We start from the raw sequence: 12526 nt of genomic DNA, 5'->3' as shown, positions 1-12526 counted from the left end.
TACCCGCACCATCACGATGGATTCACAGCAGGGCAGTCAGGATAAAATACCCTTGCACTGACGGTTATCATCGGTTGCGGGAGCGGCAACTATACCATCGACAAATGCAGTGTCAAAGGGCTAGCTAGCCAGCACCAGCCGCATGAACACTAGGGTTGAGTACATCATGACAGCTTATGTTAGAAGCTGTAGAGAGGATGTTATCAAACGGGAAAACTGCCTGAAAAACAGGCAGTTTTCTCACAATAATAGAAGATTATCAGAAAACTAATTTTTGTGGATCTCTGGAAAAACCACAGACTTTTGCCTGAAGCTTTTCTCCCTCTGCCTTTATTGCGTATTAATGGGTGTAAAGGACTTGACCAGGTCATCAACCGCCTTGACCTGCTTGAGGAATGGCTCCAGCGTCGATAAACGCAATGCAGAAGGGCCATCGCAGCGGGCATTATCAGGGTCAGGATGGGCTTCCAGGAATAGTCCTGCCAGGCCAACAGCCATGCCTGAACGCGCCAGCTCTGTGACCTGATGGCGGCGACCACCTGAGGCTGCGCCCATGGGATCACGACACTGGAGGGAGTGGGTCACATCAAAAATCACCGGCATGCCACCACTGACGTCTTTCATGGTATGGAAACCCAGCATATCAACCACCAGATTGTCGTATCCCATACAGCTGCCACGTTCACAGAGAACAATCTGTTCATTACCGCACTCACGGAACTTATCAACGATATTGCCCATTTGCGGAGGACTTAAAAACTGGGGCTTTTTAACATTAATCACGGCACCGGTTTTAGCCATTGCCTCAACCAGGTCGGTCTGACGCGCCAAAAAGGCGGGTAGCTGGATAACATCAACCACATCCGCCACTGGCTGACATTGCTCAGGCTCATGAACGTCAGTGATAACAGGGATTCCGAAGGCCTTTTTGATTTCCTCAAAAATTTTCAGCCCCTCTTCCAGCCCTGGACCACGGTAGGAATGAATGGAGGATCGATTGGCTTTGTCAAAAGAGGCTTTAAAGACATAGGGAATGCCCAGCCTCTCCGTTACCTTGACATAACTTTCAGCAATGGCCAGAGCCAAATCCCTGGATTCCAGTACATTCATACCGCCAAAAAGCACAAATGGCTTGTCATTAGCCAGCTGAATATCACCGATAGCTACTGTTTTACTCGGTATCATTTTCTATTCCGCTTTTGTTATATAAGACACTGAAAAAGCTGTAAAGGCAGCCTTAAATAGCTGCTCCACAGATACCCCCATACGTCGATCGCCTGTGACCACCGCGCATGGGATAAACAAGCCTCAGGCTTCTTTGCTATATTTCAGCGCTTCAGCAATATAGGCAGAGAACAGCCCATGTCCATCACGGGGCGTAGAGGTGAATTCCGGATGGAACTGACAGGCTACAAACCAGGGGTGATTTTCAACCTCTACTATTTCAACCAGAGAGTTATCCTCTGACCGACCGGTAATGTTTAAACCCGCCTTCTTGAGCGACTCAATATAGTTATTATTAACCTCATAGCGGTGACGGTGACGTTCAGAAACTTCCTTTGCACCATAAGCCTTGAAAGCATGAGAGCCTTCTGCCAAACGGCATTTTTGCGCACCCAGTCGCATGGTTCCACCCAGATCCGATGCTTCCGTACGTTGTTCAAGCTGGCCTTCCGAGTCTTTCCATTCAGTGATCAGGCCAACCACCGGATGATGGGTCTGGCGGTCAAACTCGGTACTGTTAGCACCCTCAAGCCCAGCTACATTTCTGGCATACTCAATAACAGCCACCTGCATCCCCAGACAAATGCCCAGGAAAGGAATCCTGTTCTCACGGGCATGGCGAACGGCTTCAATTTTGCCTTCAACACCCCGGTTGCCAAAGCCTCCCGGAACAAGAATAGCACTGACTCCCTCCAGACAGCCAACACCTTGCTGTTCAATGGTTTCAGAGTCAATATAGCGAATCCTGACCTTGGCCCGGTTTTTCAGCCCTGCGTGCTTAACTGCCTCAATCAGTGATTTATAGGCATCCAGCAGTTCCATATATTTGCCCACCATGGCAATGGTGACTTCCTGCTCGGGATTCAGCTCACGCTCCAGAACATCATCCCACTCGCTCAAGTCTGCCGCCGGGCACTCCAGGCCGAACCGGTCAACAACAATCCGGTCAAGCGCCTGATCTGTCAGCATCCGAGGGATACGGTAAATGGTATCGGCATCTTCCAGGGAAATAACCGCCCGCTCTTCAACGTTGGTGAACAGGGAAATCTTGCGGCGGGCAGAGGCATCAATATGCTTTTCGCTACGGCATACCAGAATATCCGGCTGCAAGCCTATAGAGCGCAGCTCCTTTACCGAGTGCTGGGTAGGCTTGGTCTTAGTCTCACCGGCAGTCTTGATATAAGGAACCAGGGTCAGGTGCATCAGCATGGCCCGCTGATAGCCGAGTTCTACTTTCAACTGCCTAATCGCTTCCAGGAAAGGCTGGGATTCGATATCTCCCACAGTGCCTCCGATTTCAACCAGGGCGATATCCGCATCACCGGCTCCCTGAACAACCCGGCGTTTGATTTCATCAGTAATATGGGGAATTACCTGAACCGTTCCCCCCAGGTAGTCACCGCGTCGCTCCTTACGCAGCACATCCTGATAGACCCGACCCGTGGTAAAGTTGTTACCCTGTCTCATGGTGGTTCGGATAAACCGTTCATAATGACCAAGGTCCAGATCAGTTTCTGCGCCATCCTCAGTGACAAAGACCTCCCCATGCTGGAAAGGACTCATGGTACCCGGGTCAACATTGATATAAGGATCCAGCTTGAGCATAGTCACTTTCAGACCACGGGCTTCCAGGATCGCAGCCAGTGATGCAGAAGCGATGCCTTTACCCAAAGAAGAAACAACACCGCCTGTGACAAAAATATAACGCGTCATTATTACCTACTGAAATTTTGGCAAACTATATATCGCCTTTGCCGTCAGAGAGGGCAAAAACGGTCCAATACACAACAACCACGGGAGTCACAGATAATCTGTCTTTCTGTTCATGGCTGTTTTAGGAGAGTTAAGAAAAAGGGACACTCAAGATGGGAGATCAGGATACCAAAAGAGTGGCCAAACGTAAAACCGGACTGTTTTCATACTTTAATAAAGGTCGGTAGTCACACAAAGTAAGGCCGAGTTAATAACACTGTCCCTTCGGGGCATCGCTATTGATAGCCCCCAGGCTTTAACCGGCTCCTCAAACGATCAACAGAGTCTCCAACCGCATTTTCACGATTAAAAGAATCAATCAAAAAAACCGTATGACCCTTTCGCCAGGCACTATATGTGGCCGGATAATCCTCCATAGCCTGTTGCTTTTGTCCAAAACACAACCGGTCAAGCAGGAACCCTAGACCACAGCAAGTCAAATCGTCATCCTGAAGACGAATAAACGGATTACCGTAGCGCAAGTCATTTCGCCCCTCTCCTAACAGAAAAGCCATTTCATAATGTTTGTAAAAAAAACGATTGCATAAAAAAAGCTGTCTGGGAAACGTGACTTCAGTACCTAATAAAAACATTGGGGAGGCATTTGCTTTTGACATAGCATAGCGATATTGATCAATATCGACACACCTTTTTATCATATAAGACAGGTTTTTCTTTTCATTAATATCATACAGTGCATCATTTTTAATGACGTACTCCAACAGATCTTTGTCATCAAAAAAAAGAGGCACTAAAAAGGGATTAAGCCATAATTCAATACCATCAACAAACTTGACATTAACTTTAGGACGACCCTCTTCGCCTAAATCAAGAACCGCCCTTAAAAACTTATTCAATTTTTTTTCATTATCACCCCAGGTCTCTGGGGCCATGGCCATATAAGACCACCTCCCTTGACCTAGATCCTCAACAACCTTGTCATGCCGGGTACTATTGAGCTCAGTTAACATAGCGGGTTGTTCTTCCCGTACTATTGCACTAATGTTTCCTTTAAGAAGTACGCCCAACAACCCCCTGAGATCAGCTTCAATAGAAGGTATATTTTCGCGAACGTCTGCACAGGCACAACGCATTGTGGCAAAAGTATCTATAAAGACAAGAATACCCTCTATTCTACTCACTTGATGAGGGTTATCTTCAACATTATCTATAATTTCTTTATTGCCACTATCATAGAAATGCGGTTTAAACAAAGTAAATACATTTCTCAAGGCTTCTTCATGCTCTACCTTTAAGCTATTCAAACTTTCAATATCCCGGTTTTGAACATAGTCGAAAACTGAATATAAATCAGCTACCCCTTCAAATGAAACAGAAGAAACAATAATAAAAATAATTAATAACTTAAAATAGAAAAATACAGCCACAATCTATCTACCCATTCACTAATTAAATCACTCCAGAAATTATAGGCAATCAATAGCCGTTGTGTTATAAAGATTTTGTCGTTTAATATAAAAAGCTGATAAGATGACCACTGCAATCAGAATATCAATACTACTGCAGTCTTGGATTAATTTTAAAAATACAGTATCAGAACCACAACAAAGGCAGCTGTAACCTATGTTAACAACGCAGTCAAAAAAAATCCTGATCACCGGGGGAGCCCAGGGGATGGGTCGTCTATTCGCCGAGAAAGGCGTTCAGGAGGGAGCCCATATTATTCTATGGGACATCAACGAAGTCGGCCTCAATCGAACGGCAGAAGAACTTCGCAAACAAGGGGGGCAGGTTCGTACCTATACGGTGGATGTATCCTGTGCCGAATCCATTCACAGGGCAGCCGAACAGGTTCAAAATGATGTGGGCGACATTGACATACTTTTCAACAATGCCGGCATTGTGGTAGGCAAGAATTTTTCAGAACACTCCAGTAGCGATATTGATAAAACACTGGCGATTAATTCAGCAGGCCCCATGCATGTTACCAATGCCTTTTTACACGGCATGATCCGCAGCGGTGGCGCCCGTATCATTAATATTGCCTCGGCTGCCGGGCTACTCCCCAATCCTAAAATGTCAGTGTATGCTGCCAGTAAATGGGCGGTTATTGGTTGGTCTGAATCCCTCCGGCTGGAAATGGAAAAAGGCGGACACGATGTAAAAGTAACCACAGTAACACCCAGCTATATTGATACAGGCATGTTTGACGGTGTGAAAGCCCCTTTTTTGGTACCCATCATCAAGCCAGAGAAAATGGCTGAATTAACATGGCAGGGAATGAAACAAGGCAAAGTTTATGTCAGGGCACCCAAGATTGTTGGACTGCTACCCTTTTTCCGGGGAATCATGCCTGCCAGGGCCTTTGATTTTATTGGGGGCAAGTTGCTTCGCATTTATAGCAGCATGGATGATTTTAAGGGGCATGGACCTTCCCGGGAGCAGCCGGGTACTTAATACCAACCTCCCATTCTAACCACCATTTTCCATATCAGACCTTGTGGCTCTGCACCATCAAGAGCCACAAATACCCGTATTGCTACTTACCTTCACTTGCAGAATCTGAAAAACAAGCTACTTTTTCATGACTTGATAAGATCCTCTCTATCAATACCTTCAACAGACTAAAAATGATAAAAGGTAACCAGGGCTACAATGAAAAAACGAGCGGTTTTGCTGATTAGCCTGCTGTTAATAGCGCTTGCGCCAACCGCAACAGCCAGGACATACAGATTTGCTGGCACCGATGTTCACTGGAAAGGCTTCGAAGCGCGAACCTATGCTATTCATCCAGATACAGGTGAACTTGAAATAAACATTGTGGAATACGACGCCCACTTCAATAAGACGCGGACCCCACCCAAACAGATTCACGGGTACCCGGTTTCCGGCTTATACAACAGCCATAGCCCCTCTAAATCAATATTTGGTAAAAAAGCCGATGAACAATTTGGCAATTTCACTAATGTTTTTGTTCAAAGAACTGATGGCACTCCAGAGAGACTGACAGCCATTGCCTCTGACGATGGAGCTATTTATCTGTTAAGGGAAGTCGCTGATCCTGGTGCAGATATGAACCCACTTCCTGTGAGCTTCGAAACTGCCCTGAAAATTTCATCATCAGCCACAGGGCTGGGCTGGGGCCGGAAGACATCCCCCATTGGAAATATATCAGGCTTCAAATTACCTCTGCTTTACTGGATCCATGCCAATTTAGCGCTAACATTCTGGAAAGCTGAGTGTGCGGCCTTTGCTGCTTCCTCCATAAAAACGCCAGGTTATCTCTATGTGGTTCAATACGGCCAGCTGCAGGTCATTCAATTTGGGTACAAAGAGGGTTCTCTCAAACTATTCAATCAGGAGTTTTATACACTGGATGATTTTGTGGCAGAAGATCCTTTGAACACGGATAGCCATAAGCCTACCTTCTACAAAGCAACCGCCTTAAATATCAACTACGGGAAGAACGGGAAGAATAAGAGAGGAGAACCACAACTCTTCCTTGATATCATTGCAAACACCAGACACCCCAATGAAAACACGTATCCCTATACCGCACCTTTCTGGTTACAGGTACCCTTAAACCCGGATGGTAGCGTTGCCTCTGACCCCACGCCAGATACTCGACCCCAGGTAGCAAGAGGAAGGGAAATCGTTAAAACATTGAGTGTTCGCGAAGACGGTGATCACGAGAGAATAGGCTTCACCAGAACAATGAAAGCCGACTGGGCTCAACTGGCATCAAATATTCCGATGCTTTTCATGGAAGAAATAAAAACGGGTAAATCTCCGGAAAGCCTGATTACTGAAGATAACATAAACTACCCGCTTTTATTGAGAAGCTATCACAGTAAACTTGTACAACTTAATGGCGGAGAGCCAACAGGCGCTGACACACCTTTGAAATGGCGTTCAGCGAAACGCGATGAAAACGAGGAGTATACAGGAATTGATGTCCAAATGGTGTCAGTAAAAAATAGTCATTCCGCCCGGACAATGATCATTCCTGAAATAGTCGTTTATAGTGGTATTACCCTTCCTGCATCCCTATATGACGAGCAAGGCGTAGGAACAGGCTTCGATTTAATTGCCTTATCGCCAAGGGGCAATCCCTTATTCTGTGAACCAGGAGCGGGCCGGATTGAAAAATACCATACCCCCTGTTTAGGCTCGGCAACAGTAAAGGATCATCACTATCAAAGATATAGCCAAGCGATTCACGAAGATAAAGTGCTTTATCCCCTCTTGCCACTCCAGGCAGAATATATTCCATTGCCAAACCTTCCAGACAACACACCCTTTCAAGGCTTCGAGATAGTTCCTGTGTTTGAATAGGGGACTTTGATTTAGAAGGCCTCAGTCAATGGCGGGAGCACTCCATATTATCTGGTATCCCTCCTCCCCTTGTGCCCTATAGTTGTCACATACCCACAACCCTGGAGCTGCTACCATCTCATCCTTAAAAAATAAAAATGGAATCCGGTTTCTTAGCCAGGGAGGAATATTAAACGCCTGTAACCAGCGCTTTAGTGTCTTTCGTCCCGCCCTTCCTGCCACGGAAATCTTCATTGATGGATCAATCTTTTCCCGGGTTCGAATTTCAAGAATCCGGACAGGCAAGTTAACACCTTGTACCCCAAGGTCATCTATCTGCCTTGCCCTGACTCGCAAAATACCCAACGTTTCATGAAAAAAATCCGGCTGTGCTGACCAATCCCAATACACATTACCAACAGGCTTGCTCTCGGGACTTGGCCGGGCTGCAACCAGCAATCCTTGGTAGCGCCTCAGCTGACAACCTGGCCAACAGAACAGCGGAGTGGCATCAACACGGGCATTGACAGCCTGAGTAAACAGATTGTCCAGCAGCTCTCGCCCCGGCACGGGCAGCTCCTGACTCTTAAGCCAGAACCGGATAATCTGTTTTTGAGTAGCCGGCTTGAAACCCTGAAGTTTTACACAATCCACCAGCGGCTGATTTCCCAGCAACCACTCAGGGCGGGTCTGAAGCACCGAACGGGTTAACTCGGCAATATAATCAGCCAGCTGTTCATTCATTGAGACCATTTCATCGGCAAGTGCCGACAGTCTGACCGAAGCTCCCGGCCACCGCTTCTCCACCGCAGGTAGCAGAGAGTGACGCAGATAATTACGGGAAAAATGCTGGTCGTGGTTTGACTCATCCTCAATGTGAGGCAGGTTATGCTTACTGGCATAACATTCGATCTGGTCGCGGGAAACAGATAACAGGGGCCTGACCAATACCGACCTGCCTAAAGGCCGTGACCGGGGAATCCCTGTCATGCCATCAATCCCCGTCCCCCTGAATAACCGGAACAATAATGTTTCTGCCTGGTCATTCTGATGATGCCCCTGAACCAGGCAGTCCCCCGATGACAATAAACGCTCAAAAATCTCATACCGGGCAGCCCTGGCAGCTTGCTCCAGACCTTGCCCTCCATTATTTTTGACCTTTACCTCTTCCACATGAAAAGGGACACCCCACTCGCAGCAGATTTTCTGGCAATGCTCAACCCAGTACCTGGCATTGGGACTCAGGCCATGATTAACATGAACTGCACGAAGGCTCTTGATTTTCTGGCATTTTTTGAGTTCAACCAGCAGGTGAAGTAAAACGGTGGAGTCCACCCCTCCACTAAAGGCCACCACAATGGGGCTGTTAAGCCAGGGGCTAAGCTCCCTGCCAGCTATTTCAGTCAAATCAGCCGGATATCCCATGTCTCAGGACAAGGCTCCATAATTTCGTATCTTGGCGTATCGCCGTTCAACCAGAGCATCCGTATCCATTGTTGACAGGATATCCAGTTCCTCAAGTAAGACGGACCTCAATCGGCCAGCGGCTTCTTCCATATCTCGATGGGCGCCACCCAGGGGTTCTTTAACCAAACGGTCAACCAACCCAAGCTCCTTCAAACGTTCGGCTGTGACACCCATCGCTTCAGCCGCCGTTGACGCATACTCCGCCTTTTTCCACAGAATAGAGGCGCAACCTTCCGGAGAAATAACGGAGTAAGTGGAGTAGCCCATCATCACCAACTGGTCACAGACACCTATTGCCAGGGCGCCCCCAGATCCACCTTCACCAATAACGGTGGATATAATGGGCGTCTTGAGCCTTGACATTAAACCCAGGTTCCAGGCAATGGCCTCACTTTGCCCCCGCTCTTCTGCTCCGATTCCAGGGTAAGCACCCGGGGTATCAATAAAGGTGAATACCGGCATTTTGTAGCGCTCAGCCATTTCCATTAGCCGACACGCCTTTCTATATCCTTCAGGCTTGGGCATACCAAAATTCCGCCTGACTTTATCCTCTATTTCCCGTCCTTTCTGATGACCTATAATCATCACCGGTTTGCCATCCAGCCTGGCCATACCACCGACAATAGAGAGATCATCAGCAAAATGGCGATCGCCATGAAGCTCATCAAACTCGGTAAAGATATGCTTCACATAGTCCAGTGTATAAGGTCGACGGGGATGCCTGGCCAGCTGAGCGATCTGCCAGGGTGATAATTTGGAGAAAATGGATTCGGTCAGACTACGGCATTTCTCCTGAAGCGTATTTATTTCTTCAGAAATATTAAGCTCAGCATCACTGCCAACCAGCCGCAACTCTTCAATTTTTGCCTCAAGCTCGGCTATGGGTTGTTCAAAATCCAGGTAGTTAGGGTTCATAAAGTCCACTTGATCAGGCCGTTTCAATATACCAGTGTGTTAAGCCAGGCAATATTCAGATCCCACAGGCTCCGGCAACGAAAAGGGCATATAAAATATGGAAAAATACGGAAACAGTCCCCTAAAGTCGAGTAAAAAAGGGTAAGTAATGGTAAAAAGAATAGATATAGAGTAAGCGCTAATCAGTAAAGAGGCTATATCACTGGATTATAGATGAGGTAGAAGCTTTCACTAATACCAACTGACTCACCGCCACCTCACCTGGATATCCGCTTTTAAGTACTTTGATACTGCCTATATATAACCCGTGATCCACCCTTAGGCTGGCCAGCCACTCTAATAGCTGTTTTTTCTTGACCTGTGCTATTTCGAGTTCAATAGATTCTCCGGTTTTTCCTCGAATCTGTACAGAAACACCGTATTGCCTTACCGAGGCATTAACGATATCTGCCAAAGAGCAGCCATTACCACCGGTAATTTCTCTTTCCCCACGCTCACCTTTTATTTCTTCAACATACTTTTCATAAGTACTAAAAAAATCCTGAAAACCGTGATCCGGCTCAGGCTCAACGGGCACTCTTGGCAATAGAATGATGGCCAGGACAACCATCAACAGCAAGAGCAGCAAAATAACTGCCGTTTTTTTTATCATGGTCTAACGGGAACACCTTTTATCTATGCCTGGGTCAAACAGGCTACAGAAGTTAAATGGCATTGACAATCAGTAGCCACCTTTTAATGACCCTATAAAAAAGACCGTGCATCGCTTCATGCCTGGCCTGGCATAGTGATAGACTCAACCAGTGCCGCTAAGCGTCAATCGCCATACCCTTCGTACCAAGCCTGTCAAGGAGACGCCATGAAGCCAATAAAAACGTCGCACTCATTTATTCCAGCACCTCTTTGGAGGCGACTGGCAGCCATTCTTTATGACATGTTTCTGGTGATTGCCTTATTATTTGCAGTGGGTTTTATCAACCTTGGCATTCAAATGATAATTTATGGTGAAGCAGAGCTTCGCCAAATGACCAGCCAGGGGTCCTCTCTTGACGGCCCTGTTTTTTATATTGCCCTTCTTTTAACAATGTTCGTTTTTTTTACCTATTGCTGGACTAAAAAAGGGCAAACTTTGGGCATGCAGGCATGGAAAATCAAAATCATCAATAACAATGGGCAATTTATTACCTTCAGGCAAAGCCTGCTAAGATTTATCATTGCCATACCCTCCTTACTTCTTATAGGTATTGGCATATTCTGGATGAAAGCCGATCCCGACAAAAAAAGCTGGCAAGACCGGCTATCAAGATCAATCACAATACTGGATAAATAACCCAATCAAGAGGCTATTACTGCCTTACACCACCGGTTTCAACCGGGCAGTAAAGTGCCTGAGAACCGGAGGTTCATAGTCAAATGTCAATCCCCGGATGGTATCTGCCCGTTTCTGAACGGCAATAAGGGCATCCGCTATATAATCCATATGATCATTGGTATAGACCCGACGGGGAATGGTCAGGCGCATCAGCTCAAGGGGAGACTCTTTTTGCCGCCCTGTCTCGGGATCTCTGCCAAGCAAAAGGGAGCCAATCTCCACTGCACGAACCCCGGACTCCAGATAGAGTTCATTACAAAGGGCATGGGCCGGGAACTGTTCTCCCGGAATATGGGGAAGCATTTTTCTGGCATCCACAAATACCGCATGCCCTCCGGTGGGATATTGGATAGGAACACCGCCTTCACGGAGCCGCTCACCCAGGTATTTCACCTGACCGATTCGATAATGCAGGAAGCTTTCATCTGCCCCTTCGTACAGCCCCCTGGCCAGAGCTTCCATATCCCGGCCAGCCAAGCCACCATAAGTGACAAACCCTTCCATTGGAACACACCGGGTACGCACAGCCTGAAAGAGTTCCTCATGGTTGCGAATACAGCAAAGGCCGCCAATATTCACCATAGGGTCTTTTTTGGCAGACATGGTAAGCATGTCACCGTAACTGTACATTTCCCGAATGATGTCCAGAATCGGTTTATCTCCATAGCCGGGTTCGCGTTGCTTGATAAAATAGGCATTCTCGCAATACCGGGCAGAATCAATTTGGAAATAAAGACCGGTGTATCCCCGCCCCTGACCTTTCTCATCCGCTCAATCAAGCAGGGAAATAAGATTTGTTCGGCTCCACGGCCCTGATGAGTGGGAACCGTCAGGTCATAATTGAAAATATCTTTTACCGCTTCACTGAGGTTGTAATAATTCCGGCTGCCTGCATAGGACTCATCTCCCATCATCAATCCGGCCTACTGAACATCACTCATGGCACCGGTTCCAGAGTCAGTGAGCAAATCGATATAAACATCTCTACTTTTGAGCAAAAAAGGGTTGTACCCCGCTTCCACCAGGGCTTTTTTGCGATCTTCTTCCGTGGTCATACGAATGGGTTCAACCATTTTGATGCGGAAAGGTTCTGGAATTCGTTTCATACTGAGTATCCTGAATCGAAGCTATTGTTATTAATTCATCAATATGCAGAGAAAACACATACAGTGTCGTTTAATTTAACGCTATTCTGAGAATTGACGAACGCTGATGAAACAAAAATTAAAAGAAACTAACGTCAGATAGAGGGAAAATCATATCTACTCTGACAAAAATGGATATGATGTAAATCAATATTCAATCCTCCATAGAAATAACTTTGGAGCCCAATAGAACTCGCCAAAAAACCTGCCGCTCCTCTCATTACCACAATAAAGAAAACCCGAAATACCTATTGGTATTAATACCTATTATCAGCTAAAATTCGGCATGCTGTTGTATCTCTGCAATTTTAGCCCCCCTCGGCAAAGCAGGCTACAGGCAAAACTGAATATAGCAGTGACTGTTAATTAATACTTT

General features: G+C 46.6%; 10 protein-coding genes and 1 pseudogene. 3 read left to right on the top strand and 8 right to left on the bottom strand.

What is annotated here, in order from left to right; translation table 11 throughout:
• Nucleotides 1–330 precede the first annotated feature (330 nt).
• The 3 genes from kdsA to MJ595_RS14720 form a co-directional block, all read right to left on the bottom strand.
• Nucleotides 331–1185, bottom strand: coding sequence for a 3-deoxy-8-phosphooctulonate synthase (gene kdsA, locus MJ595_RS14730; RefSeq protein ID WP_263078718.1), 855 nt, complete (start codon nucleotides 1183–1185; stop codon nucleotides 331–333).
• 123 nt (nucleotides 1186–1308) lie between these two features.
• A complete protein-coding gene (locus MJ595_RS14725) occupies nucleotides 1309–2937 on the bottom strand; it encodes a CTP synthase (protein ID WP_263078717.1) in 1629 nt (542 codons plus the stop codon).
• Between the two features lie 275 nt (nucleotides 2938–3212).
• A complete protein-coding gene (locus MJ595_RS14720) occupies nucleotides 3213–4364 on the bottom strand; it encodes a hypothetical protein (protein WP_263078716.1) in 1152 nt (383 codons plus the stop codon).
• 196 nt (nucleotides 4365–4560) lie between these two features.
• Between MJ595_RS14720 and MJ595_RS14715 the strand changes: the two genes are divergently transcribed.
• Nucleotides 4561–5394 carry an SDR family oxidoreductase gene (locus MJ595_RS14715; RefSeq protein WP_263078714.1) on the top strand — a complete coding sequence of 278 codons (834 nt, stop codon included), beginning with the start codon at nucleotides 4561–4563 and terminating at the stop codon, nucleotides 5392–5394.
• 198 nt (nucleotides 5395–5592) lie between these two features.
• Entirely contained in the window at nucleotides 5593–7272 is a 1680-nt protein-coding gene (locus MJ595_RS14710; protein WP_263078713.1) for a hypothetical protein, read from the top strand.
• A gap of 21 nt (nucleotides 7273–7293) precedes the next feature.
• On the opposite strand, the gene tilS is transcribed toward MJ595_RS14710, so the two are convergent.
• The 3 genes from tilS to gspM form a co-directional block, all read right to left on the bottom strand.
• On the bottom strand, nucleotides 7294–8676 hold the full coding sequence (gene tilS, locus MJ595_RS14705) for a tRNA lysidine(34) synthetase TilS (RefSeq protein WP_263078712.1): 1383 nt from the start codon (nucleotides 8674–8676) through the stop codon (nucleotides 7294–7296).
• A 3-nt stretch (nucleotides 8677–8679) separates the two neighbouring features.
• The gene (locus MJ595_RS14700; protein ID WP_263322515.1) at nucleotides 8680–9633 is read right to left on the bottom strand and encodes an acetyl-CoA carboxylase carboxyltransferase subunit alpha; all 954 of its coding nucleotides are present in this window, start codon (nucleotides 9631–9633) and stop codon (nucleotides 8680–8682) included.
• 199 nt (nucleotides 9634–9832) lie between these two features.
• On the bottom strand, nucleotides 9833–10285 hold the full coding sequence (gene gspM, locus MJ595_RS14695; protein ID WP_263078711.1) for a type II secretion system protein GspM: 453 nt from the start codon (nucleotides 10283–10285) through the stop codon (nucleotides 9833–9835).
• A gap of 207 nt (nucleotides 10286–10492) precedes the next feature.
• Here gspM and MJ595_RS14690 point away from each other — a divergent pair, with 207 nt between their 5' ends.
• On the top strand, nucleotides 10493–10963 hold the full coding sequence (locus tag MJ595_RS14690) for an RDD family protein (RefSeq protein WP_263078710.1): 471 nt from the start codon (nucleotides 10493–10495) through the stop codon (nucleotides 10961–10963).
• A 24-nt stretch (nucleotides 10964–10987) separates the two neighbouring features.
• On the opposite strand, the pseudogene MJ595_RS14685 reads toward MJ595_RS14690, so the two are convergent.
• Together MJ595_RS14685 and MJ595_RS14680 are read right to left on the bottom strand one after the other, a co-directional pair.
• Nucleotides 10988–11731: pseudogene (locus MJ595_RS14685) on the bottom strand (tryptophanase); the annotation flags it as partial.
• Nucleotides 11732–11928: 197 nt separating this feature from the next.
• Nucleotides 11929–12111, bottom strand: a complete 183-nt coding sequence (locus MJ595_RS14680) for a hypothetical protein (protein ID WP_263078709.1) — start codon at nucleotides 12109–12111, stop codon at nucleotides 11929–11931.
• Nucleotides 12112–12526 lie beyond the last annotated feature (415 nt).

It is taken from the genome of Endozoicomonas sp. Mp262 (genome assembly GCF_025643335.1).
Lineage (GTDB): Bacteria > Pseudomonadota > Gammaproteobacteria > Pseudomonadales > Endozoicomonadaceae > Endonucleibacter.
Note: the sequence above shows the minus strand (reverse complement) of the source record. Positions and strands in the feature narration are given on the sequence as shown.